This window comes from Mycobacterium sp. BMJ-28, from assembly GCF_054404835.1.
Map to the genome: position 1 here is coordinate 3370919 of NZ_CM136783.1, position 24558 is coordinate 3395476.

At 67.0% G+C, this 24558-nt stretch carries 23 protein-coding genes and 1 pseudogene; 12 read left to right on the plus strand and 12 right to left on the minus strand.

The annotated features are described in order from the left end of the window. Window position 1: 1 nt before the first annotated feature. Window positions 2–1171, plus strand: coding sequence for an epoxide hydrolase family protein (locus ACXPWS_RS16775; RefSeq protein WP_458707748.1), 1170 nt, complete (start codon window positions 2–4; stop codon window positions 1169–1171). On the opposite strand, the gene ACXPWS_RS16780 is transcribed toward ACXPWS_RS16775, so the two are convergent. After that, on the minus strand, window positions 1110–2561 hold the full coding sequence (locus ACXPWS_RS16780; RefSeq protein ID WP_458707749.1) for a purine-cytosine permease family protein: 1452 nt from the start codon (window positions 2559–2561) through the stop codon (window positions 1110–1112). The genes ACXPWS_RS16775 and ACXPWS_RS16780 overlap by 62 nt on opposite strands. 308 nt (window positions 2562–2869) lie before the next feature. On the opposite strand from ACXPWS_RS16780, the gene ACXPWS_RS16785 reads away from it, so the two are divergent. The 4 genes from ACXPWS_RS16785 to ACXPWS_RS16800 all read left to right on the plus strand — a co-directional run bounded on the left by ACXPWS_RS16785 (window position 2870) and on the right by ACXPWS_RS16800 (window position 6961). Beyond that, entirely contained in the window at window positions 2870–3973 is a 1104-nt protein-coding gene (locus ACXPWS_RS16785; RefSeq protein ID WP_458713566.1) for an ABC transporter ATP-binding protein, read from the plus strand. A gap of 64 nt (window positions 3974–4037) precedes the next feature. After that, window positions 4038–5228, plus strand: coding sequence for a polyamine ABC transporter substrate-binding protein (locus tag ACXPWS_RS16790; protein WP_458707750.1), 1191 nt, complete (start codon window positions 4038–4040; stop codon window positions 5226–5228). A gap of 30 nt (window positions 5229–5258) precedes the next feature. After that, the gene (locus tag ACXPWS_RS16795) at window positions 5259–6134 is read left to right on the plus strand and encodes an ABC transporter permease (protein ID WP_458707751.1); all 876 of its coding nucleotides are present in this window, start codon (window positions 5259–5261) and stop codon (window positions 6132–6134) included. Beyond that, entirely contained in the window at window positions 6131–6961 is an 831-nt protein-coding gene (locus ACXPWS_RS16800; protein ID WP_458707752.1) for an ABC transporter permease, read from the plus strand. Before ACXPWS_RS16795 ends, ACXPWS_RS16800 begins: the two co-directional genes overlap by 4 nt. Here ACXPWS_RS16800 and ACXPWS_RS16805 read toward each other — a convergent pair. Beyond that, entirely contained in the window at window positions 6958–7320 is a 363-nt protein-coding gene (locus tag ACXPWS_RS16805; RefSeq protein ID WP_458707753.1) for a PNPOx family protein, read from the minus strand. The two genes, ACXPWS_RS16800 and ACXPWS_RS16805, sit on opposite strands and share 4 nt — an antisense overlap. Continuing rightward, window positions 7290–8198 (minus strand): EamA family transporter, encoded by a 909-nt coding sequence (locus ACXPWS_RS16810; protein ID WP_458707754.1) that lies wholly within the window; start codon window positions 8196–8198, stop codon window positions 7290–7292. The genes ACXPWS_RS16805 and ACXPWS_RS16810 overlap by 31 nt, the downstream gene beginning before the upstream one ends. A 136-nt stretch (window positions 8199–8334) precedes the next feature. On the opposite strand from ACXPWS_RS16810, the gene ACXPWS_RS16815 reads away from it, so the two are divergent. After that, window positions 8335–8808, plus strand: a complete 474-nt coding sequence (locus tag ACXPWS_RS16815; protein WP_458707755.1) for an RDD family protein — start codon at window positions 8335–8337, stop codon at window positions 8806–8808. A gap of 5 nt (window positions 8809–8813) precedes the next feature. Here the strand turns inward: ACXPWS_RS16815 and ACXPWS_RS16820 are convergent, their stop codons facing one another. Next, on the minus strand, window positions 8814–9197 hold the full coding sequence (locus ACXPWS_RS16820; protein WP_458713567.1) for a heme-binding protein: 384 nt from the start codon (window positions 9195–9197) through the stop codon (window positions 8814–8816). Between the two features lie 273 nt (window positions 9198–9470). Between ACXPWS_RS16820 and ACXPWS_RS16825 the strand changes: the two genes are divergently transcribed. Then, window positions 9471–10010, plus strand: coding sequence for a cysteine hydrolase family protein (locus ACXPWS_RS16825; protein ID WP_458707756.1), 540 nt, complete (start codon window positions 9471–9473; stop codon window positions 10008–10010). Between the two features lie 71 nt (window positions 10011–10081). Then, window positions 10082–12181, plus strand: a complete 2100-nt coding sequence (locus ACXPWS_RS16830; RefSeq protein WP_458707757.1) for a catalase — start codon at window positions 10082–10084, stop codon at window positions 12179–12181. A 24-nt stretch (window positions 12182–12205) separates the two neighbouring features. Here ACXPWS_RS16830 and ACXPWS_RS16835 read toward each other — a convergent pair whose 3' ends face one another. The 3 genes from ACXPWS_RS16835 to ACXPWS_RS16845 all read right to left on the minus strand — a co-directional run bounded on the left by ACXPWS_RS16835 (window position 12206) and on the right by ACXPWS_RS16845 (window position 15008). Next, on the minus strand, window positions 12206–13015 hold the full coding sequence (locus ACXPWS_RS16835; protein ID WP_458707758.1) for an acyl-CoA thioesterase domain-containing protein: 810 nt from the start codon (window positions 13013–13015) through the stop codon (window positions 12206–12208). Window positions 13016–13059: 44 nt separating this feature from the next. Next, window positions 13060–13710 (minus strand): response regulator, encoded by a 651-nt coding sequence (locus ACXPWS_RS16840; RefSeq protein ID WP_458707759.1) that lies wholly within the window; start codon window positions 13708–13710, stop codon window positions 13060–13062. 89 nt (window positions 13711–13799) lie between these two features. Further along, complete coding sequence (locus ACXPWS_RS16845) at window positions 13800–15008, minus strand: sensor histidine kinase (RefSeq protein WP_458707760.1); 1209 nt, start codon at window positions 15006–15008, stop codon at window positions 13800–13802. A 135-nt stretch (window positions 15009–15143) separates the two neighbouring features. Here ACXPWS_RS16845 and ACXPWS_RS16850 point away from each other — a divergent pair. Further along, window positions 15144–17909, plus strand: a pseudogene (locus ACXPWS_RS16850) (MMPL/RND family transporter); the annotation flags it as partial. On the opposite strand, the gene ACXPWS_RS16855 reads toward ACXPWS_RS16850, so the two are convergent. From ACXPWS_RS16855 to ACXPWS_RS16865, 3 genes are read right to left on the minus strand one after another with little or no spacing between them, the layout of a single operon-like run. After that, the gene (locus ACXPWS_RS16855) at window positions 17904–18554 is read right to left on the minus strand and encodes a nitroreductase family protein (protein WP_458707761.1); all 651 of its coding nucleotides are present in this window, start codon (window positions 18552–18554) and stop codon (window positions 17904–17906) included. The pseudogene ACXPWS_RS16850 and the gene ACXPWS_RS16855 overlap by 6 nt on opposite strands. Before the next feature lie 20 nt (window positions 18555–18574). After that, the gene (locus tag ACXPWS_RS16860) at window positions 18575–19384 is read right to left on the minus strand and encodes an SDR family NAD(P)-dependent oxidoreductase (protein WP_458707762.1); all 810 of its coding nucleotides are present in this window, start codon (window positions 19382–19384) and stop codon (window positions 18575–18577) included. After that, the gene (locus ACXPWS_RS16865; RefSeq protein WP_458707763.1) at window positions 19381–19785 is read right to left on the minus strand and encodes a nuclear transport factor 2 family protein; all 405 of its coding nucleotides are present in this window, start codon (window positions 19783–19785) and stop codon (window positions 19381–19383) included. The genes ACXPWS_RS16860 and ACXPWS_RS16865 overlap by 4 nt, the downstream gene beginning before the upstream one ends. Window positions 19786–19991: 206 nt before the next feature. Here ACXPWS_RS16865 and ACXPWS_RS16870 point away from each other — a divergent pair, with 206 nt between their 5' ends. Genes ACXPWS_RS16870 through ACXPWS_RS16880 form a run of 3 tightly spaced genes read left to right on the plus strand, consistent with a single transcriptional unit; the run spans window position 19992 to window position 22527 of the window. Then, the gene (locus ACXPWS_RS16870; RefSeq protein WP_458707764.1) at window positions 19992–21242 is read left to right on the plus strand and encodes a TetR/AcrR family transcriptional regulator; all 1251 of its coding nucleotides are present in this window, start codon (window positions 19992–19994) and stop codon (window positions 21240–21242) included. A 20-nt stretch (window positions 21243–21262) separates the two neighbouring features. Then, entirely contained in the window at window positions 21263–22177 is a 915-nt protein-coding gene (locus ACXPWS_RS16875) for a LysR family transcriptional regulator (protein WP_458707765.1), read from the plus strand. 23 nt (window positions 22178–22200) lie between these two features. Further along, complete coding sequence (locus ACXPWS_RS16880) at window positions 22201–22527, plus strand: hypothetical protein (RefSeq protein WP_458707766.1); 327 nt, start codon at window positions 22201–22203, stop codon at window positions 22525–22527. A gap of 19 nt (window positions 22528–22546) precedes the next feature. On the opposite strand, the gene ACXPWS_RS16885 is transcribed toward ACXPWS_RS16880, so the two are convergent. Continuing rightward, entirely contained in the window at window positions 22547–23944 is a 1398-nt protein-coding gene (locus ACXPWS_RS16885; RefSeq protein ID WP_458707767.1) for a GntP family permease, read from the minus strand. Then, window positions 23941–24444, minus strand: coding sequence for a gluconokinase (locus ACXPWS_RS16890; protein WP_458707768.1), 504 nt, complete (start codon window positions 24442–24444; stop codon window positions 23941–23943). Before ACXPWS_RS16890 ends, ACXPWS_RS16885 begins: the two co-directional genes overlap by 4 nt. Window positions 24445–24558 lie beyond the last annotated feature (114 nt).

Here is a 24558-nt window from a genome sequence, read left to right on the forward strand (position 1 = left end):
GATGAGTGAGATCCACCCGTTCCGTATCGCCGTGACCGATGCCGAGCTCGACGATCTGAGTCGTCGGCTGGCCGGCACGCGCTGGCCCGAGGCCGAATGCGTGGACGACTGGAGCCAGGGCATTCCGCTGAGCTACACCCGCGAACTCGCCGAGTACTGGGCCCACGGCTACGACTGGCGCGCCCGGGAAGGGGCGTTGAACCGCTTCGCGCAGTTCACCACCGAAGTAGACGGGTTGGACATCCACTTCATCCACCAGCGCTCACCGCACGACGGGGCGCTGCCGTTGATCATCACGCACGGCTGGCCCGGTTCCGTCGTCGAGTTCCAGAAGGTCATCGAACCTCTCACCGATCCGACCAAATTCGGCGGCAGCGCTGCGGACGCGTTCCACGTCGTGTGCCCGTCGCTGCCCGGATACGGCTTTTCGGGGAAACCGGCCACCACCGGGTGGGGTGTACAGCGGATCGCCCAGGCGTGGGAGACCGTGATGGGCCGGCTCGGCTATCACCGGTACGGCGCGCAGGGTGGCGACTGGGGTGCCGCTGTCACGACGCAGATCGGCAGAAACGTGGGAGGCTGCATCGGCATCCACACCAACATGCCGATCTGCCGGCCCACCGCCGACAGCCTGAAGAATCCCACCGAGGACGATGCCAGGGCGCTGGCGGCTTCCAAGCATTACCAGCGCTGGGATGCGGGCTACTCGAAACAGCAGTCCACCCGGCCGCAGACGCTGGGCTACGGTCTGGTCGATTCGCCGGTGGCACAACTGGCCTGGATCGTGGAGAAATTCTGGGCGTGGACCGACTGCGATGGCCACCCGGAAAACGTCCTGACGCGCGACGAACTGCTCGACAACGTCATGCTCTATTGGATCACCGGCAGCGGCGCCTCGTCGGCCCGACTGTATTGGGAGAGTTACGCCGTGTTCGGAGCGGACGACCAACGCGTCGAACTCCCCACCGGCGTCGCGGCTTTCCCGAAGGAGATCCTGCGGGCTCCGCGCAGCTGGTGCGAGGCGGCGTACAACGTCACGCAGTGGACCGCCATGCCGCGCGGCGGGCATTTCGCTGCGTTCGAGCAGCCGGAGTTGTTCGTCGCGGACGTCAGGAAGTTCTTCTCGACCGTGCGTTCCGGCGGGTTGCAGCGAAGCGACCGGGGAGTGTGAACAGCCGGTACCCGCCATACAACACGGCGGCCACCACGAAGTTGACGAAGTAGGCGATGTCGGCGCCGTGCCAGGCCACCGCGACCGGCCCTTGGATCAAGGTGGTGTCCATGAACGGGATGGCCGCCGCGTAAGACACGACGAACACCAGCAGCGCGGCGAGGGCATCGGCGCGGCGGGTGGGCTCGGTGGTGACATCCACCGCGGGGTCGGTCCGGCCACGGGTCCGCAGCAACCAGTCGATCACCACCACCGCGACGAAGGCCGGGATCCAGTAACCGACGAGCAGCAGCACATCCTGGAAACGGGTGGCGGTGTCGGCGCCGTGCAACCACAGGATGAGGGTGAAGGCCACCGCGGTGACCAGGACCGCCGAGATGGGCCGGCGGACCCGCACCCCCAGGGTCTGCAAGGCCAGGGACCCGCTGTAGTCGTTCATCACCCCCGAGCCGATCGAGGCCAGCGCGATGATCAGCAGTGCCACCGCGCCGAGAATCCCGCCGCCCATCACATCGCGCACGCCCGCGGCGGTCTGGTCACCGATGACACCGGCGGCGGCGATCCCGATGGCCTGCACGAATACATAGGCGAGCACGATGCCGCCGAAGGTGTAGCCGAACACCTTGCGCCGGGACGACTGTGCCGGCAGGTAGCGGCTGAAGTCGGCGGCGTAGCTGGCCCATGAGATCGACAGGCTGAGCGCGATGGTGACCTCGAGGACGAAAGCCCCGGCCAGGTCGGGCCCGGACACCGTGGCGGAAGTGACCACCGCGTCGATGGGGTGACCGCTCACCAGTTTGACCGCGAACACCACGAACGTCACGAACAACACCACCGTGAGCACCGCCTGCAGACGGTGGATCAGTTCGTAGCCGAAGAAACCGACGGCTCCCTGAACTGCCAACACGATCAGCACGGCGGCCCAGAACGGGATGCCCAACAGCACCGACAGTGCCTCGCCGCCGAACAACCCGACGAGCGCATCCCAGGCGATCGACGACAGCCATTGCAGTGCGGCGGGCAGCACGACGCCGGGACCGAATGCCAAGCGGGCGGCCGGCAGTTGCGCGGTTCCGGTGCGCGGGCCCCATGTCGACAGATACCCGACCACCAGCCCGCCCAGCACGGTCCCGATCAGCATCGCCACCAGGCCCAGCCAGAACCCGAGCCCGAGGGTGATGGCCAGCGTCCCGGTGAACACCCCCGTCATGTTCACCTGCGGGGCGAACCACACGGTGAACAGCCGTGCGGGCGTTCCGTAACGCTGTGCGGCACCCACCGGGGCGATGCCGTGCGTCTCCACCGACAAATCGCCGGCTCCGCTGGGTGTGCGGCCCGTGAATGGTTCGGCGTTCAGTCCCCGGAATGTGCCTACGACCCCACCTGTCATGCGACCATTCGATCACGGTCGACATGAGCAGGCTCATCCCTCACCACCGATGACGGGACGCGAACCCATCGGCGCGCCGGATTCTGCCAATATTTCCGATCTCGCCTATGGATTCCATTGTCAAAATGTAAATTCGTTGCGGAATCGCTTGCGAAGGCCCCCGCGATGCACCAAGGTTGAAACGCATCGACCACGACGCCGAGGGAGGTCCGGTCCTGACCGGCACACACACCACCGCCGCTGACCACGCGACGGGCGAGGACGGAGCCACGTCTGCGAAGGCGGCCCCGGTCATCGAGATCGACCACGTGACCAAACGCTTCGACGACTACGTCGCGGTGGCCGAAGCCGACTTCACCATCGGCTCGGGAGAGTTCTTCTCCATGCTCGGCCCCTCGGGCTGCGGCAAGACCACGACGCTGCGGATGATCGCCGGATTCGAGACGCCGACCTCGGGGGCGATCCGTCTCGAGGGCGTCGACGTGTCCAGGGTCCCGCCGCACAAGCGCAATGTGAACACCGTCTTCCAGCACTACGCGCTCTTCCCGCACATGACGGTGTGGGACAACGTGGCCTACGGCCCGCGCAGCGCGAAGAAAGACAAGGCCGAAACCGCGCGCGCCGTCGACGAGATCCTGGAGATCGTCCGGCTCACCGATTTCGCCAAGCGCAAACCCGCGCAGCTATCCGGCGGCCAGCAGCAACGGGTGGCCCTGGCGCGCGCCCTGGTCAACTACCCCAGCGCCCTGCTGCTCGACGAGCCCTTGGGCGCGCTCGACCTCAAGCTGCGCCACGCCATGCAGTTCGAGCTCAAGCGCATCCAGCGCGAGGTCGGGATCACGTTCATCTACGTGACCCACGACCAGGAAGAGGCGCTGACGATGAGTGACCGGATCGCGGTCATGAACGCCGGCAACGTCGAACAGATCGGCACCCCCACCGATATCTACGATCGGCCCGCCACGGTGTTTGTCGCCGGTTTCATCGGTCAGGCCAACCTGTGGGCGGGTCGCCAGACCGGCCGCGCCAACCGCGATTTCGTCGAGATCGAGGTGCTCGGCTCGACGCTCAAGTCGCGCCCCGGTGACACCGCGATCGAGGCCGGCGGCCAGGCCACGCTGATGATCCGGCCGGAGCGGGTCCGGGTCAGCATCGAGGCACCGGGTGGAGACGTGGTGTCGGTGCGGACCACGGTGCGCGACCTGACCTTCCAGGGGCCCGTGGTGCGACTGGCCCTCGTCGCACCCGATGATTCCACCGTGGTGGCCCACGTCGGGCCCGAACAGGACCTGCCCCTGCTGCGGCCGGGTGACGAGGTGCACGTGAGCTGGTCGCCGGAGGCCTCCCTGGTGCTGCCTGCCGGCGACATTCCCACCACCGAGGACCTCGAGGAGATGCTCGACGACTCGTAGCCATTCGGTCGTTGCGTCGAGTAGCTCTCTCCCCCAACCTGTTTGATTTCACGAAAGGTCCCGCATGTCCAACGAGATCGACCCTCGCCTGCTCTCCCGCCTGGGTTCCGCCCGGACCAGCCGGCGGCGCCTCATCGGTGGCGGTGCCGCCGCCGCCGCGGCCGCGATCCTGGGGCCGTCGTTCCTGGCCGCGTGCGGCTCGAACAGCAGCACCTCATCGTCGTCGACGAGCGCGACTGCGGACAGCGGTCCGGCCACGGGCACCCTGCGCGTCTCGAACTGGCCGCTGTACATGGCAGACGGATTCGTCGCCGCATTCCAGAAGGCCAGTGGTCTGACCGTCGACTACAAGGAAGACTTCAACGACAACGAGCAGTGGTTCGCCAAGGTCAAGGAGCCGCTGTCGCGTAAGCAGGACATCGGTGCGGACCTGGTGGTCCCCACCCAGTTCATGGCGTTGCGCCTCAAGGGCCTGAACTGGCTCAACGAGATCACCGAAGCCGGTGTACCCAACCGCAAGAACCTGCGGCCCGACCTGCTCAACGAGGCGGGCGATCCCGGCCGCAAGTACACCGCGCCGTACATGACCGGCATGGTCGGCCTGGCCTACAACAAGGCCGCCACCAAGCGCGATATCACCAAGATCGACGACCTCTGGGATCCCGCGTTCAAGGGCCGGGTGAGCCTGCTGTCCGATGTCCAGGACGGACTGGGCATGATCATGCAGTCCCAAGGCAATTCGCCGGAGAACCCGTCGACCGAGTCGATCACCAAGGCCGTCGACCTGGTGCGCGAGCAGAAGGACAAGGGCCAGATCCGCCGGTTCACCGGAAACGATTACGCCGACGACCTCGCTGCCGGCAATATCGCGGTGGCGCAGGCGTATTCGGGTGACGTCGTGCAGCTACAGGCCGACAACCCCGATCTGAAGTTCATCGTTCCGGAATCCGGTGGCGACTGGTTCATCGACACCCAGGTGATCCCGTACACCACGCAAAACCAGAAGGCCGCCGAAGCGTGGATCAACTACGTGTACGACCGGGCCAACTACGCCAAACTGATCGCCTTCACCCAGTACGTGCCGGTGCTCTCGGACATGACCGACGAACTGAACAAGATCGATCCGAAACTGGCGGCGAATCCGCTGATCAACCCGCCGGCCGACATCCAGGCCAAGCTGAAGACCTGGGCCGCGCTCACCGACGAGCAAACCCAGGAGTTCAACACCCTGTACGCCGCTGTCACCGGCGGCTGATCGGATGGCTGCGCGGATGGGAGGAGCATAGTGGCCGGAGTCGCCTCCAGCAGTCGCCAGCGCAGCAAGATCGCGCCGTACCTGATGATCTTGCCCGCGCTGGCCTATCTCGCGGTTTTCTTTGTGGTGCCGCTGTTTTCGCTGGCGCGCACCTCGCTGTCCAGCTCTGGCGGGTCGGTGTACCTGCCGACGCTGACCTTCGACTGGAATTTCGGCAACTTCACCAAGGCGTTCGACCTGTATCAGGATCAGATCCTGCGGTCGTTCGGTTACGCGGCCGTCGCAACGGTGGTCTGCCTGCTGTTGGCTTTCCCGCTGGCATATGTGATCGCCTTCAAGGCGGGCCGGTTCAAGAACCTGATCCTGGGTCTGGTGATCCTTCCGTTCTTCGTCACGTTCCTGATCCGCACGCTGGCCTGGAAGACGATCCTGGCCGATGACGGCTGGGTGGTCGGCGCGCTGAACACCATCGGCCTGCTCCCCAGCGAGGGACGGCTGCTGTCGACGAGTTGGGCGGTGATCGGTGGCCTGATCTACAACTGGATCATCTTCATGATCCTGCCGCTCTACGTCAGCCTGGAGAAGATCGATCCCCGTCTGCTGGAGGCCTCCCGCGACCTGTACTCCTCGGGGCCGCGCAGCTTCGGCAAGGTGATCCTGCCGCTGTCGGTGCCCGGTGTGCTGGCCGGCAGCATGCTCGTATTCATCCCCGCGGTAGGCGATTTCATCAACGCCGACTATCTGGGCAGCACCCAGACGACGATGATCGGCAATGTCATCCAGAAGCAGTTCCTGGTGGTCAAGGACTACCCGGTGGCCGGGGCGCTCAGCCTGGGACTGATGGTGCTGATCCTCATCGGCGTGCTGCTGTACACCCGCGCCCTGGGCACGGAGGACCTGGTATGACGGCCACCGTTGACCGGTCCGTGGTGAAACCGGTTCGGGCCAGGCCGAAATGGGGCGACCTGGTGTTGCGCATCATCGCCGGCCTGGTGCTGCTCTACCTGTTCCTGCCGATCTTGGTGATCGTGCTCTTCTCGTTCAACCATCCGGCGGGCAAGTTCAACTACACGTGGCAGGGTTTCACCCTGGACAACTGGTTGCACCCGTTCAAGTATCCCGCGCTGGTGGACGCGCTCAAGCTCAGCCTCAACGTGGCGCTCGTGTCCACGTTGATCGCGCTGGTGCTCGGCACCTTGTTGGCGATCGCGTTGGTGCGTCAGCGGTTTCGCGGCAGCAAGGCCGTCGACACGTTCATGGTGCTGCCGCTGACCGCACCCGAAGTGGTGATGGGTGCCTCGCTGCTGACGCTGTTCCTGGATCTGCACTGGGCGGCCGGCTACACCACCATCGTGATCGCGCACGTCGCGTTCGAGGTGAGCTTCATCGCGATGACCGTGCGGGCCCGGGTGCGCGGGTTCGACTGGACCCTCGAGGACGCCTCGATGGATCTGGGTGCCGGCCCGGGCCGGACCTTCTTCAAGGTCACCTTGCCCCTGATAGTTCCGGGCATCATCGCGGCGGGCATGTTGTCCTTCGCGCTGTCGCTGGACGACTTCATCATCACCTACTTCGTCAGCGGTTCCACCGTCACCTACCCGCTGTATGTGAATGCTGCCGTGAAAGCGGCTGTGCCACCACAGATCAACGTGCTGGCGACGGCGATCCTGGTGATCAGCCTGATCCTGCTCGGTGCGGGGACGCTCTACCGGCGCAAGCGGATCGAGGTCTAGGTCAGCTGCACGCTGACCCGGACGCGGCCCTTGTCGTCGCGGGTGGCGACGGCATGTCCGGTGCGGTCGGCCCCGCGGAAGTTCAGCAGCGTGATGGGCCCGCCGTCGCCGAGGAAATTACGCCACCAACTCTTGGCGTCCGGCGCCATGACGGCGATGGTGACCTGATCGCCGGACACCCGGTAGTTCACCGGTGTCTGGAAAGTGCGTCCGGACTTACGGCCGGTGTAGCGGATCTCGACCAGGCTGCGTCCGACGACGTCCCCGACGAGGGGGACGGTGGTCAGACCGATGGCGAGCCTGTTGAGGTTGCGGACCAGGCCGCGGGTCATTGGATTGGTGAAGATTCCGTTCGACATGCATCGAGGCTAACCTCGGGCGGCGTTCCGTGCGGCTCGCTCCGGCCACCGGAGCGAGCGGCGCCGATACCGGCCGCGACCACCGCGACGATGCCGACCACGGCCGGCGGCGCAGGTACCTGGTGCAGGATGAGCAACCCCATCAGCATCGCAAAGCCGGGCTCGAGGCTCATCAGCGTGCCGAACGCGGCGGTGCTGAGCCTGCGCAGGGCCAACAGTTCCAGTGCGAACGGGATGATGGGCAGCAGGATGGCCAGGCCGACCCCGATCAGCAGGATCTCCGGGGTGAGCCGGCCGAACACGGTGGGACCGGCTACCGCGGTCGCGACGAGGCCGGCAACGGGCATGGATACCGCCAGGCCGGTGATGCCGGCGACCTCATCCCCCACCCGCTGGGTCAACAGGATGTACATCCCCCAGCACACCGCCGATCCCAGCGCATAGAGCACCCCCACCGGATCGACGGCTCCGGCCCACGGCTCGGTCATCAGCACCACGCCCGCGGCCGCCAGTCCGGGCCAGAGCAGGCGATGCCGGCCCGACCCCTTCGCCACGGCGACACCCAACGGCCCGAGGAATTCCAGGGCACTCGCCGTACCCATCGGGATCCGGGCCAGGGCCAGCATGAACAGCAGCGTGATCCCCGCGGTCACGACGCCCAGCACCAGGCAGGTGAGAAACGCCGACCGGGTGAAGGCCGCGCGGCGCGGCCGCACCAGCGCGAGCATGAGCAAGCCGGCCCACGCCAGTCGCAACCACGCCGTGCCCTCTGCTCCGATGTCGTCGATGAGCCCGACCGCGATCGCGGCACCGAGCTGCACCGAACACATGGCGGCGATTGCCATGAAGGCGCCGTGTCGGGTGGTGGGGCTGCTCATATCTGCATTGAACGGCACCCAGAATGTTCATGTCCACGTGATATTCACGGACATACCGTTCATGGTTTGTGGATGGTTGGGGGTCGGGATGGGTCGAGCCTGGTGGCCCCGCCATCGCCCTGCGTAGATTGATCACATGACCAGCGGTGATCAGGTGTCCCAACCGTGGCGCAGCCACGCGCCCCAGCCGGCGGTGGCCGGGAACCTCGGCCGCCGCTTTTTCGCCCGGTTGATCGACGGCATCATCGTGCACGTCGCCAGCGCATTCGCGGTGGTGTCGCTCGATTCGTTATCCAATATCCTTGTCACCGGCCTGTTTTCGGGCGTGCTCACCTTCATCTACTTCGTCGCATTCGAGGTGTCGGTCGGCTGGACACCCGGCAAGAAGCTTCTCCGGTTGCACGTGCGCGGTCCGCACGGTCGGCCGCATCCCGACCTCAAGCAGTCGGCGATCCGCAACTCCTTCACGCTCCTGGCCGCGATCCCTTATGTCGGTGCGCTGCTGGCGTTCGTCGCGTATGTGGTGATCGCCGTCTCGATCAAGAACAGCCCGTGGCGGCAGGGCGCCCATGACGACCTGGCCGGTGGGACGCAGGTCGTCAAGGGTTGAGCCCGTCAGCCGGCCATGAATTCCGAGTAGGCCGAAGCCAATTCGGGTGAGAGAACGGGAACGTTGCACGCGCGCTGGGTGTCCCCGATCGGCGCGAGGATTCCCTTCAGGTCGTGATATTCCGCCGGGTTGGCGGTGAAATACGTCCGGATGTTCGTCGCCGCGACTTCCCGTGGTTGCGTGTAGGCCGTGGAAACCGCCTGGTCAGCGCCGGGGTGAGCATTGAGGTAGCCGCGTGCGGCGCCGGTGACTGAGTGCACCGTGGCGTTGACGGCGGCGGGACTGCAGTCGACCGGATCGGCCGACGCCACCGGTGTCGCCAGGGTGCCGAGAACGCCACCGGCCGCCAGTGCCGCCAAGGTGATTCGATGCGCAGACTTCAATTTCATGATCAGCAGATGTTCCTTCGAGTCGCTTCTGTTTTCGGGACCCGACCCGAGTTCCACCATACGTAGACCTCAAACACCGCGAACTGCAGTGGCGGGCAGCATTTTCGAGCGTTACAGCAAACGGCCGTGAGCTCGGTCGCAATTTTGCGCCGGGCGGTGAGGGGCTGCGCAGAATGTCCCGGCAATCCTCAACGGCCCTTAGGATCGACCGCCGATTCTTAACTGCCCGTGATCTATCGTGTGACCGAATTGTTATCCGGGTATCCGGTTCGGATGAGCGACTGTGCCCTTCTCGTGGTGGACATGTTCAACGACTACCGACACGATGACGCCGACGAGCTGGCATCCAACGTCGCCCGCATCGTCGACCCCCTGGCCGCACTGGTCGACGACGCCCGAGCCAACGACGGGGTGGACGTCGTCTACGTGAACGACAATCACGGCGACTTCACCGCGACTACCCACGACATCGTGCAGAACGCGGTACGCGGCCGTCGCCCCGAGCTCGTCACGCCGCTGGTGCCCGAACCGGACGCGTTGTTCCTCACCAAGGTGCGGCACAGCGTCTTCTACGCGACGGCCTTGGACTACCTGCTGCAGCGGCTGGGTACCACGACCCTCGTCTTCACCGGTCAGGTGACCGAGCAGTGCATCCTCTACAGCGCGCTGGACGGATACGTGCGCCATTTCGATGTGGTCGTTCCCTCCGATGCCGTTGCCCATATCGACCCCGATCTGGGGCGAGCCGCGCTGCAGATGATGGAGCGCAACATGCGCGCCACGATCGCGGACGCCGCGACCTGCCTGCCATAGCGCCACCAGTCGCGTTTGAAGAAAGCGTCCCCGGGTACTCGTGCATTGCTTTTCAGGAGAGAGGAAGCAGTGTGGACGACGCCAAACAGCGGCAGCTCGATGCGGTTCGGTTCAAGCGTGGAAGCGGTTATCTCACCACGCAACAGGGCGTTCGGGTTGACCACGACGAGGACACGCTGAGCGCCGGTGCGCGCGGCCCCTCGCTGCTGGAAGACTTCCATGCCAGGGAGAAGCTCACTCATTTCGACCACGAGCGCATTCCGGAACGTGTGGTGCATGCCCGGGGCGCCGGTGCCTATGGGTATTTCGAGCCCTACGACGATTCCCTGGCCGACTTCACGGCCGCGCAGTTTCTCACCACCCCCGGGCTGCGGACACCGGTGTTCGTCCGATTCTCGACCGTCGCGGGTTCGCGGGGATCGGCAGACACCGTTCGCGACATCCGCGGCTTCGCCACGAAATTCTATACCGCGCAAGGGAATTACGACCTGGTGGGTAACAACGTGCCGGTCTTCTTCATTCAGGACGGGATCAAGTTCCCCGACTTCGTGCACGCGGTGAAGCCCGAGCCGCACAACGAGATACCGCAGGCGGCGTCGGCGCACAACACATTGTGGGACTTCGTGTCCATGCAGCCCGAAACCCTGCACGCGATCATGTGGCTGATGTCCGACCGAGCCCTGCCCCGCAGTTACCGGATGATGCAAGGATTCGGCGTACATACCTTCCGGCTGGTAAACGCCGAGGGCGCTGGGGTCTTCGTCAAATTCCACTGGACGCCCAAGCTCGGTGTGCACTCCCTGCTGTGGGAAGAATGCCAACAGATCTCGGGCAAGGATCCCGACTTCCATCGTCGCGACCTCTGGGAGGCCATCGAGGCCGGCCAGTACCCGGAGTGGGAACTGGGTGTGCAGTTGGTGCCCGAATCCGACGAGTTCACGTTCTCCTTCGACCTGCTGGACGCCACCAAAATCATCCCAGAGGAAGAAGTTCCGGTGATCCCGGTCGGGCGGATGGTGCTGGATCGAAACCCGGACAATTTCTTCGCCGAGACCGAGCAGGTCGCGTTCCACACTGCGAATGTGGTGCCCGGCATCGACTTCACCAACGATCCGCTGCTCCAGCTGCGCAACTTCTCCTACCTGGACACCCAACTGATCCGGCTGGGTGGCCCCAATTTCAGCCAGCTGCCGGTCAACCGGCCCGTCGCCGAGGTGCGGACCAACCAGCAGGACGGTTACGGCCAGCACGCCATCGCCCAGGGCACTACCGCCTACCACAAGAACACCCTGGCCGGTGGCTGCCCGGCGCTGGCCGACGCCGACGTGTTCCGGCACTACACGGAGCGGGTCGAAGGGCACAAGATCAGACAGCGCGCCGACAGTTTCAAGGACTATTACTCGCAGGCGAAGTTGTTCTGGCAGAGCATGTCCGAGGTCGAGGCCGACCACATCGTGGACGGCTTCGCCTTCGAACTCGGCAAGGTGGACGCGGACACCGGAATTCGGGAACGTACCGTCGAGCAACTGGACCTCGTCGACCACGAGCTGGCCGCGCGGGTGGCCGCCCGGCTGGGACTGCCCGCGCCCGCCGGCGAATCGGACACACCCGACGTGCAGGTCTCTGCGGCGCTGTCCCAGCTCAACCAGCCACCCGGCGACGTCGCCACCCGCAAGATCGCGGTCCTGGCCGCCGACGGCGTGGACGTGACGGGGACCCAGCGTGCGATCACCGCGCTGCGCGCCGCGGGTGCGGTGGTCGAGGTGCTGGCCCCCGTGGCCGGTGGATCCCTGCGCGGCGGATCCGGTGGTGAGCTTGCCGTCGACCGGGGCGTCACCACGATGGGGTCGGTGCTGTACGACGCGGTATTGGTGCCCTGTGGCCCGGACGCCGTGGACGCGCTGGCCCGGGACGGGTACGCCGTGCATTTCCTCACCGAGGCGTATCGGCACCTGAAACCGATCGCCGCATTCGGCGCCGGTATCGACCTGCTGCGGATCGCCGGGCTGGCCGAGTCGCTCGCCGACACCACCGAGGTCGTGTCCGAGCGGGGCGTCATCTCCACCACAGCCGCCGCCGATGAGCTGCCCGAGGCCTTCGCCGAACAGTTCGTCGCCGCGCTGGGCCTGCACCGGGCGTGGGACCGTGACACCGCGGCGGTACCGGCATGATCAGCTCGCTGCTGCGGGCCGATCTCAGCGGGTGCGCTCGGGGAACGGGTCGTCGGCGAAGTCGATCTGTGCGTCCGGGTTGGCCACGGCGGTGACCATGCCGGAGCCGAAGGCCCCCGCGCCGTCGAAAAGCGTGGACGTACCCACCGCGACGCCGTCGGCGGCCCAGTGCGAGTCGGCCTGCACCCCGATCCAGTCGTCCTGCGGCAGCCGGCACAGCGCGACGGTGAGGTCCCCGTTGATATAGCCGACACCGGCAGTGCCGAGGTTGGTGACCAGGCTGGTGCCCTCGGCAGCCATCGCCGCGCGGACGAACGGCGAGTTGCTTCGGCCGTCGAGTACGTCGATGGTGCGATTGACGAACCGCTTCCGGGAGGTGTTCTGGTGATCGGCGATCGCGTCCGTCCACCCCACGGCATCGCTGCCGATGCCGATACCCCGGTCTTCGTCGCGGCCCTGCGGCCCGACGAAAGTCATTGGCGCGACCCACTCCTGGCCCCGCGGTGGCTCCGACAGCCGGTACTGGACCAGGGTGGCGCGCACCACCGTGACACCGTCCTGGACCAGTTCGCACTCCGCGTTGCGGACCCGGCGGCCGTCGCGCACCGAAGCCAGTTTGGCGGTGGTGGGTACCCCGCGAGCGGCCTTGAAAAGGTCGACCGTCAGCCTGGCGGGCAGGAACTCCGGACTTCCGAACGCCGACTCCAGGGCCCGAGCCACCAGCCCGACGAGCGCGGGACCGTTGAGGTGGTCGGCACCCCAGTGGCTCTGCGCGTACTCGGTGGGCAGGTAGGTGTCCTGCTCGGTCTGGGTGAAGTGAAACGGACGTGCCATTGGCGCATCGTCGCACAGGGCCCGCGCCGTGCCGAAGCGCAGCCCTACAGCGGGGTGACGATGCCGTGATCGTAGGCGTACACGATGGCCGCGGCGCGGTCGCGCAGGCCCAGCTTGTCGAAGATCCGGCCGATGTGACTCTTGACGGTGACACCGGAGATGAACAACTGTTCGGCGATCTCGGTGTTCGATCGGCCCTTGCCGATGAGGGTCAGGACGTCGAGCTCGCGGCCGGTCAGCTCGGTGACGGTCGGCCGGGGCGTATCTGCCGCCCTGCGGTAGGTGCTCAGCACCCTGGACGTGACCGCGGGGTCCAGATAGCTGTCCCCCTGCGCCACCGCGCGCACTGCCCGGATGAGCTCCTCGGCCGAGGAGTCCTTCAAGACGAACCCGGCCGCTCCCGCACGTAGCGCCCCCGAGAGCAGCTCGTCCTCGTTGAAAGTGGTCAGCGCCAGCACCGGCGGGCCGCCCGCCGCGGTCACGCATCCGGTCGCCTCGATCCCGCCCACCCGCTTCATCCGCAGATCCATCACCACGACATCCACCTGATGCCGTGCCAGGGCGCCGGGAACCTCGTCACCGTCGGAACACTCGGCGACGATCACGAACCCGTCCTTGCGGCGCAGAATCCGGCGCAGGCCGGACCGCACCAGGTCCTGGTCATCGACGAGCAGGACGGCGATATCGGCGTTCATGCGCGATCCGCCTTCGGCTTCTCGCTGACGCTCATGCGCGATCCGCCTTCGGCTTCTCGCTGGCGTTCATGCGTGCCGCTCCCCGGCCGTCACGAACCGCACCACTTGCGATTGGTGTCGTCGTGCAGTGGGATCCTGGCCTGCACGCACCATCCCCGCGATGTCGGACCGATGTCGATCACCCCGCCGAGCAACTCGACCCGCTGCCGCATCCCACGCACTCCCCTGCCGACGGTGACGGGGGGCGTTCGCGCGGCCACGGCCACCGGGGACTCGTTGACGATCGACAGATCGGCGTGGTCGTGCGTGGTCGTCAGCGTCACCGACGATTTCGAATCCGGGGCGTGCTTGGCGACATTGGCCAGTGATTCCTGCGCTATCCGGTACAGGGCCAGTCCGGTTCCCGCCGACACCCTGTCGATGGAGCCCTGGGTGCGCAGGATGACGTTCAGTCCGGCGCCGGTGTAATCGTCGATGAGCCGGGCGATGTCATCGACACCGGGTTCGGGGGCGGTTTTCATCGGCGCCTCGTCCAAGAGCCCGACAGTGCGCCGGATATCGGCCATTGCCTCCCGGCCGAGTTTCTCGGCGTCGGTGAGCGCGTCCACGGCGTCATCGATATCGCGATCCTGTTGCAGCGCGCGCCGGGCCCCGGTCAGATGCAGCAACGTGACCGACAACGAGTGCGCGATCACGTCGTGCACCTCGCGGGCGATGCGGCGGCGTTCGTCCGCGGCAGCGTGCTCGGCCAGGGCATCCTGTGCGGCATGCTGCTCGGCGTGCAACTGCTGCTGGAGGTGCATCAGATAGCCGCACAGCCACCCCATACCGAGGATGCACACGTACAGCCCGACCCCGTCCAGGCGATGCAGTGCCCCGGCAATCAGCAGGATGGCCATGGTCGACGCGGTGGCCAGCAGGCCGGTGCGCAGACTGGCCGACGCTGTCACCGCACCCACCATCAGCACCATCAGCAAGGGAGCGAAGTCGTACGGGATCGGAGTGGAGGTGGCGAACAGCATGATCGCCCCGGCGGCGGACCAGGTCGCCCACATCAGCGGCGGACTGAAACCCATGCCGGTGCAGAAGAACAACACCAGCGGGGACAACGCGACCGCTATCGCGACAGGCACCGCCACCAGATGGTCGGTGTGCGGGCGCTGCACGGTGGCGCCCAACACGATGAGGACCATCGCCACGTCGGTGGTGATCACGAACCCCCAGTTGAACCCGAGCGGGATCAACTCGCCGCGGCGCCGTAGGCGCACACGCACGAACTCGGGCACCGCTGAGCGCATCGGCCAATGGTAGGGCCACGCGGCGGCGTTGACCATCATGCTGCGGTCGGGTTCGGATTCCTACCACGGTAGGAGGCGTCGTTCGGCCTTCGGGACGACGCGCCGGCCGGTGGCCGCTTCCTAGCGTCTAGGCATATGAAATGGTCGGCGTTGGTGTCAACCCGCGGTGCGTTGCTGGTCGTCGGGGTGTGGCTCGTCGTGGCCGCGGCGGCCAATCTTGGGGTGCCCCAACTGGAACAGGTGGTGCACAGGCACGCCCGCGCGTTCATGCCCGCCGATGCACCCAGTTCGGTGGCATCGGAGAGATCCGGCGCCTTGTTCGGGGACGCTCCCGACAACAATCTGAATTATGTTGTGCTGGAACGAAACAGCCCACTATCAGAGGCGGATCGGCAATTCTATGATCGGGTGGTCGGCGCGTTGCGCGCCGATATCGCGCACGTTCACACGGTGACCGACCTGTGGTCGGACCCACTGACCTCCTCGGCTGCTGTCAGCGCCGACCGGCGGTCGGTGACGTTGATGATCCGGCTGGCCGGCGCCCTGGGCACCACGCCGGCCTCCGACGCGGTGCGTCAGGTGCGCGAGATGGCTGCTCGCGCCGGGCCGCCGGACGGGTTGTCCGTGTACGTCACCGGGCCGGGCGCCACCATCGCCGATGAGTTCGCGGCCATCGACCGGCAGTTGCTGATGATCACCGCGGCCACCGTCGGCCTGATCGCACTGCTGTTGCTTCTGGTGTACCGCTCGGTGATCGCCGCCGCGGTGCCGCTGCTGTCGGTGGGAGTGGCGCTTGCGGTGGCTCGGCCGATCGTCGCCGCCCTCGGCGCCGCCGAGGTCATCGAGGTGTCGATGTTCTCGGTGGCACTCGTCGCGGCCATGATGCTCGGTGCGGGAACCGATTACGCGATCTTCCTGACCGGCCGCCATCAGGAGGGCTTGCGGCGCGGGCAGGAGCCGACAGTGGCGCTGACCGCGGCATGCCGGGGAATAGCGCCGGTGGTTATCGGGTCGGCACTGACCGTGGCGGCGGCCTTGAGCTGCCTGGGGCTGGCTCGGGTGGCAGTGTTTCGTAGTGCTGGAATACCCTGTGCCATAGGCATTGTCGTGGCGATGTGCGCGGCGCTGACTTTGACGCCGGCGCTGACGTCGCTGTCCTCGCGGTGGACCGCGGTCAGCCCGATGTCGGACCGTACCGGTCGGCGCTGGCGCCGTATCGGGGCGACCGTGGCACGCTGGCCGGGGCCGGTGCTGGTCGCCGCGATCGGTGCCGTCGCGGTGCTGGCGTTGCCCGTCGCGACTCTGCGCAGCGGGTGGAACGAGACCTCGGCGCCGCCGGCCGGGGCCGAGTCCAATCGCGGGTACGCCGCGGTGGACCTGCATTTCGGCGCCAATCAGCTGCTGCCCACGGTGGTGACGGTCGCCGCCGATCACGACCTGCGTGATCCGGCGGGGCTGATCGCGATCGAGCGCGTCACCCGTGCGCTGATGGCGATACCCGGTGTGCGACTTGTCCAGTCCGCGAGCCGGCCGTCGGGTACCGTCCCGGAGCAGGCCACCCTGTCCGGTCAGGCTGGTGTGATCGGCGAGCAGCTCGGGAGCGGCGTCGACGACATCGTCGCGCGGCTGGACGGGTTGGCCGAGTTCGACGGGATGCTGGCCAGAATGGGCGCCGCGCTGACCGGGATGCGTCACGGCCTGCAGGGCAGCGCGACGGGTCTGGGTGAAGTGTCGGCGGCTGCGGCGGATATGCGCCACGGCACCGAGACGTTGCAGCGCACCGTCGATGAGACGGCCGGCTACCTGGATCCGGTGCGGGGATTCGTCGCCTCGACACCGGATTGCCCGGGCAACCCGGTATGTGCGGTGGCGGCGCGGGTGCTGGCCCCCGTCGATGCAGTGCAAACCAGTACCGCCGTGCTGACGGCAGGAGTGAACCGGATGGGCGACGGGTCGGCCGCCGCCACCGGAGCGCTGGCCGAGATACCCGCGGCGATCGATGCCATGTCGTCGTCGATCGGCCGGGCGCGCGGGGCGATGGCGCAGCTGCGCGGACAGTTGGGCGAGCTGGGGCCGCGTCTGCACGCCCTCACCGACTACCTGCGCGAGGCGGCGGTCGCTTTCCAAGGCAGCGCGGCCGGCGGCTTCTACATGCCGGATCGGGCCCTGGCCGATCCGAGGCTCAAAGCGGCACTGGACCAGTTGATTTCACCCGATGGACGTGCGACGTATCTGATGGTGTACGGCCGCGGTGAGGTGTGGGGCAACGACGGCGCCGCCCGCACAACGCTGATCGACACGGCCGTGGCCGAAGCCACCAAGGAGGGCACGCTGATGCCGACCGGGGTGTACCTGGCCGGCACCGGACCCGCCACCCACGATCTGCAGGCTCTGGTACATCACGACACGATCCTGCTCGCGGTCACCACGCTGGCCCTGATCTTCGCGATCGTGGCACTGCTGCTGCGCAGTCCGGTCGCCGGACTGGTGGTGGTCGGCACCGTCGCGGTGTCCTTCGGTGCGGCGCTGGGCGCCAGCGTGCTGATCTGGCAGCACCTCATCGGCGTTCCGTTGCACTGGGTGGTCGGGCCGATCAGCTTCATCGCCCTGGTGGCCGTCGGGGCCGACTACAACCTGTTACTTGCCATGCGGATCCGGGAGGAGGGCCGGGACCGTATCGGCCTGATCCGCGCGTTCGGCGCCACGGGCGGGGTGGTGACCACCGCCGGCCTGGTCTTCGGCATCACCATGCTGGCTCTGATGGGCAGCACCGTCACCAGCGTCGCGCAGATCGGTCTCACCGTCGGTGTGGGGCTGCTGATCGACACGCTGATCGTGCGGACCTTCGTGCTGCCGTCGCTCGTCGTGTTGTTGGGCCGGTGGTTCTGGTGGCCCTCAGTGCGTCCCGAGCACCGTATCGGCCGGCGTGTCCCAGTGGTCGAGGTAGACGGCGTCACGCAGCGGCCGGCGCCGCAGGGGGCCGTGCCGGCCCTTGGGCCAACCGACGACGATGTGCCCGCCCAACAGGTAGTCGTCGGGAACGCCGACGGCCGCGCGCAAGATGGACTCACCGCCGTAGGAGGCCCAACTGGTGAGGCAGGCACCGAGGCCCTGCGCCCGCGCCGCGAGTAGGAAGTTCTGCATGGCCGGGAAGATCGATCCGCCGAGCAGCAGCTCCGACGCCGTCGGGAACTTCTTCTGGGCGAACAGCACCGAGGTGAATTCCCCTGCAAGGTCGTGCAATTCGTAGGTGGCCCGGTTGTTGCGGGCCGCCGGTGCGGTGTCCTCGGGGTCCGGGCGGGTCATCCCGTAGACCGGCTCGATCACCGACAGGGCGTGCGCGGCGGCTCGGGCGACTGCGGCGCGGGCTTCCGGCGAGCGCAGCACGACGAACCGCCAGCACTGGGCATTGGCTCCCGACGGCGCCCAAGTCGCGGCCCGCAGGCAGCGGGCCAGGGTTTCGTCGGCCACCGGTTCGTCGGTGAACCGGCGGATGGTCCGCGCTGTGGACAGCACTTCCCAGATGTCACTGCTCGCACTCGCCATAGCGGCACCCTAGCGCGGTCTCATCCCATCGTTGCCGCGCTGGCGGCGGTGATCAAGGCGACGGCCTCATTTCGCGTCATCGACGCGAGCAGTGGCGCAACGGACTTCATCTGCTCGCCCACCAGCACGGTGGGGCCGTTGGTCAGATTGGCGAACGCCTCGTCGACGACGTCGCCGACGGGCGTGGCATCCGGTGGCGCGGTGTCGGTGTCGGCCAGCAGTCCCCTGGCGTGCTCGAGCGCGCGCAGAGCCGGGGTGTCGGTCTTGCCGAGGATCAGGCCGACGACGTCGACGCCCTTGTCGTGCAGTTCGGCCCACAGCGCTTCGGCGAACACCATGTCGAAGGCCTTGCTCGCGCCGTAGGCGACCATGTTCGGGCCGCCGGCGAAGCCCGCGCCGGATCCGAACAGCACGATGCCGCCCCGGCCGCGGGCCACCATCGGCGCGGAGAAGTGATGGCACAGGCGCAGGGGCGCGATGCAGTTGCGCTGCACCATCGCTTCGGCGGCACCGACCGGCTGATCGAGGAACGGCTGGAAGATCGGATCGGCACCCGCGCAGTAGACCAGGAAGCCGATCTCCAGGTCCGCAGTGGCACCGGCGATCGTCGCGGTGGCGCCGTCCTTGCTGAGATCGACTGCCAGCGTTCGGGTTTGCGCGCCGGTGCGGGCTCGGATACCGTCGGCGACCTCGTCGAGAAGATGCTGTCTGCGGGCCAGCAGCACCACGTTCACGCCGCGTTCGGCCAAGCCCTCGGCGAACGCCGCGCCGACTCCGTCGGAGGCGCCGGCCACCACCGCCCATGGACCGTAGCGGTCCACGAAACTCATGACGCCACCGCGACGATGCGGACCGGGGTGAATCGGCGCCGCGCGATCCGCCAGCCGTCGACGGTACGGCTGAGCTCGTCGTCGTAGAAGCCGATCGCATTGACTCCGGATGCGTTGTCGGCGGCCAGGATCAGGCCGTCGACATATGTGCGTGCGGTCGCGGTGTCTCCGGTGACGGTGATCGCCATATTGGTCAGCCGGTGCATGGTGTGACCGGCCATGGCGTGTGATTGGTCCATGAACTCGGTGATGGCTGCCACGCCCTGCCAGGTGCCGATCTCCCCGTAGTCCAGCACGCAGTCCTCGGTGAAAGCGGTGCGGAACAGCGGCCAGTCCCGGCGGTCGATCCCGGTGGCGTACCGGGTGAGGACATCGGAGATGTCGGCGCGGTCGTCGTTCACCTGGTGCCTCCGTCGCACATGGCCATCCCTTGTGTTCTCGAATAGTCGAGAGATGCTCTCGAATAGTTGCCCAGACGCTAGGTGTGCCGCATACGGGCAGTCAAGAGAACGTCGCGTTTGCGGCTCACCGTCCAGACCGGCCCGGCCGGCACAGGTCATACACTCGGCAGCTGAGACCGTCATGGAGGTGGACAGGAGGGGAACCGATGGCAGACTCCCCCGCTCACACCCGCCGGACCGAGATTCTGCGCACCGCCAACGACGTCATCGCGGTATCGGGTCTGCGTGCCTCGCTGCAACAGATCGCCGACGCCGCCGGCATCCTGGCCGGCAGCCTGTACCACCACTTCGAATCCAAGGAAGCCATCCTCGCCGAGTTGACCCGGTGGTACCACGCCGACCTGGACCGGATCGGTGAGCGCGCCCTCGACGGCCCGGACGAGCCGGATTCGCGGGAGATCGAGAAGCAGATCCTCGCCCTCGGGCGTGCCATCGCAGCTTGTGCCGTGACACACCGTGCGGCGCTGCAGATGTCGTTCTACGAAGGGCCGAGCGCCGATCCGAGCCTGGCTGCGCTCACCCGGCGCCGCCCCGACGGTATCCAGTCGGCGATGCGGCAATTGCTGGGCGCCGGGCAGTGCAGCGGTCTCATCCGGCCCGAGATCGACCTGACCACCGTCGCCGACCGGATATGCCAGAGCTTGCTGCACGTCGGCTTGGACATGATCCGGCACAAGGCGGGCAGCGACGAGGTTGCCGCGCTGATGTGCCAGATCTATCTGCGCGGTCTGGCCACGGGTGAGCCTTCCGACACCGACCTGAACCGGTCGGCGGCGTTCGCGGCGGCCGGCGAGGTGATCAAGAGCTGGATCGACAGCGCGCCACCCGACGCCGGGAGCAAGGCCCTGCACGTAAGGGCGGCGGCGAGAAGCGAATTCGGCAAACGCGGATATGAGATGACGACGATCCGCGATATCGCCGCGGCGGCCGGAATCGGCATCGGCACCGTCTACCGCGTCATCGGTTCCAAGGATGAGCTTTTGACTTCGATCATGATGGAATTCGGTCACAAGGTCGGCGACGGGTGGACCGAAGTGCTGCGGTCGGACTCCGGGCCGCTGGCCAAGCTCGATGCGCTGAGCTGGCTGAACATCAACGCGCTGGACAAGTACGCCGACGAGTTTCGCATCCAACTGGCCTGGATGCGGCAGTCCCCGCCCGACATCGCCGACCCGGGATGGTCGTTCACCACCCGGGTGCGCCAGACGAAAGCGATGCTGTCGGCAGGTGTCCGCTCGGGTGAGATCCGGATGGCCGGGCCGAACGCCGAGGCGATGGCTCGCTGCGTCATCGGTGTGCAATGGATCCCGGAGAACATCCTCGCCGGACTCGGCACCGACCGCGCACTGTCGCACTCGCGTGCCACGATGATCCGCGGTGTCGCGGTACGGCCGTAGCCTCACGGCACAATGGCCGAATGGACCCTCGCCGCTTGCAGCTGCTGCTGACGTTGTCGCGGCTCGGTTCGATGCGTGCCGTCGCCGACGCCCACCACCTCACGACATCGACGGTGTCCCAACAGCTCGCGGCGCTGGCCAAGGAGACCGCGGCCACGCTCATCGAGCCCGACGGCCGCCGGGTTCGGCTGACCCCCGCCGGGCGGCGGCTCGCCGACCATGCGGTGACCATCCTGGCCGCGATCGACGCCGCGCGGCTGGACCTCGATCCACACGCGGAGCCGTCGGGGACGCTGCGCATCGGCGGTTTCGCCACCGGGATCCGGGTCTCGCTACTGCCGATCGTGCCCGAGCTGACGGCCCGACATCCCGCGATCAAAATCGTGATCAGCGAATACGAGCCGACCGAGGCGTTCGGGCTGCTCGTCGACGACGATCTGGACCTGGCGCTCACCTACGACTACAACCTGGCGCCGGCCGCGCTGAGTCCGGTGCTCGAGGCGATCCCGCTGTGGTCCATCCCGTGGGGACTGGGCGTGCCCGACCACGATGCCCCACCACAGAACAGCATCGCCCGTTATGCCGACCGGCCATGGATCGTCAACTCGCGCAACACCGCCGACGAGATCGCCCTGCGCGCACTGGCCGCGCTCGCCGGGTTCACCCCGCGTATCGCGCATCAGATCGACAGCCTGGACCTGGTGGAGGATCTCATCGTCGGTGGATACGGCGTCGGCCTGCTTCCGATGGGCCGACCCACGATGGCCGGTGTGACGGTGATGAGACTGGACGATCCCAGCGTAGTACTGACCACCTACGCGGTCACCCGGCGCGGGCGCGCGCACTGGCCACCGCTGCGGGCGGTGCTGGAAGGCCTGCGCCCGCCGCCGGGGTCCCTGCCGGCGCAGCCCTGGCCTCGGCCGTATCCCGGGTGACGTTTCCAGCGTATTCTCAGGATGTGCGCACCCCGGCCCGCTGGATCACCGCGAGCGCCTTCGCCGGCGCCGTGGGCGCAGCGATGCTCGCCCCGGCCGCGGTCCACCCACCGGGCGTGGCGCAGGCAACCTGTCCCAATCAAGGAATTCTGGTCGGCAAGCAACAAGTCGGCGCCTACACCGACAACTGTGACCTGGTGGTCACCGTGCCACCCGCGATCGGCGCCGCGCCCAGCGCCGGCGCGATCATCGCCTGCCGGGGTCTGCCCGGTTGCCTGTCCGATTTCGTCAACAACCCTGGCTGGGTCAAGGTGCCCCAGGTCGACACCCGGCCCCGGCAGAGTCCCTGACCGACGAGACGCCGGGCGATCAGACGAAGATGTCCAGGATCAGCACGACGACCAGGCCGCTCACCGACAGCACCGTCTCCATGATCGACCAGGTCTTGATGGTCTGGCCGACGCTGAGCCGGAAGTACTGATTCACCAGCCAGAATCCCGCGTCGTTGACATGGGAGAAGAACAGCGAGCCGGCGCCGACGGCCAGTACCACCAGCGACACCTGTCCGGTACTCATGCCCTCCACCAACCCGAGGATCAGCGACGAGGCGGTGATGGTGGCGACCGTGGCCGACCCGGTGGCCAGCCGGATCAGCACCGCGAGCACCCAGGCCAGCACCAGAACCGAGATGTGCACACCTTCGGCCCAGCGGGCCAGCATGGTGCCGATACCGCTGTCCACCAACACTTGTTTGAATCCGCCACCGGCGGCCACGATCAGGATGATGCCGGCGACCGGCGGTAGGCCCGATTCGATGCATTTGGTGAGCGCGGCCCGATCCATGCCGGCGCCCCGGCCCAGGGTGAACATGCCGACGATGACCGCGAGCAGCAGCGCGATCAGCGGCGTGCCCAGAGCATCGAAGATGACTCGGAGCCATTGCTTTTCGTCGTCGATGAAGATATCGGCGATGGCTTTGCCGAGCATCAGCGCGACCGGCAGCAGCACCGAGAACAGGGTGATCCCGAACGACGGCCGGCGCTGCGCCGCCTCATCGGAGGGGCGTGAGGAGTCGAAGGTGTCGGGTGCGTCGACCACCACCCATTTGCCGGCGAGCTTTCCGAACAGCGGTCCCGCCACGACGATCGTCGGGATCGCCACCAGCACGCCGAGGCCCAGGGTGACGCCCAGATCGGCGTTGAGCAGGCCGACGGCCGTCAGCGGCCCGGGATGCGGCGGGACGAAACCGTGCATGGCCGACAGACCGGCGAGTGCGGGGATGCCGATGGTGATCAGCGACTGCTGGGAGCGGCGCGCCACCAGGTAGATGACCGGCATCAGCAGCACGAGACCGATCTCGAAGAACATCGGCAGGCCGATGATGGCGCCGACCAGCGCCATGGCCCACGGCAACATCCGTGGCGACGCCGCACCGACGATGGTGTCCACGATCTCGTCGGCGCCACCGGAGTCGGCGAGCAGTTTGGCGAACATCGCGCCCAGTGCGATGAGGATGCCGACGCTCGCGGCCGTCGAGCCGAACCCGTCGGTGAACGATTTGAGCACCTTCGTGAGGTTCTCTCCGGCCACCAGCCCCACGGTCAGTCCACCGAAGATGAGCGCCAGGAACGGGTGCAGCTTGACCAGGGTGATCAGGACGACGATGACGGCGATGCCGACGAGGAAGGCCAGAATCAATTGCGGGGCGGATGCCACCGGTTCGACGAGTTTGGGCGCGTCGGCCAGCAGTGTCGCGGCGGCGTTCATCGGGATTCCCCTCCAGTGAGTGAGATGTAGGTGTCGACGATGGCGTCGATACTCTGGCCGACGTCGATCACGACGCCGCCCTCGTCCGCTGCCAGCGGTTCGAGGGTGTCGAACTGTGATGCCAGCAGGGAGGCGGGCATGAAGTGTCCCGGTCTGCTGGCCTGCCGGGCACCGATGACCTCGGGAGTGCCGCTCAGATGCAGGAACTCGGTGCCTGCGCAGTGCCCACGAAGTTGATCGCGGTAACGGCGCTTGAGGGCCGAGCAGCTCATCACGCCGCCGGCGGCGCAATGCTCGCCCAGCCAGCGTCCGATGGCGTCCAGCCAGGGCCCGCGGTCCGCGTCGTCGAGCGGATGACCCGCCTTCATCTTCTCGATGTTGGCGGGCGGGTGGAAGTCGTCCGCGTCGGCGAAGGGGACACGTAACCGTTGCGCCAGCGCGGCGCCGACGGTGGACTTTCCGGACCCCGAGACGCCCATGACGACGATCGGTGACGTCATTGCTGCTCCTGCCTAGCTGTGGTTGACCTCACACAGAATGACTCAAACGTATGACTATTGCAAGATCATCACAAATAAATCTGCTTTAAACCGGTCGAGCTAAGTTATGACACG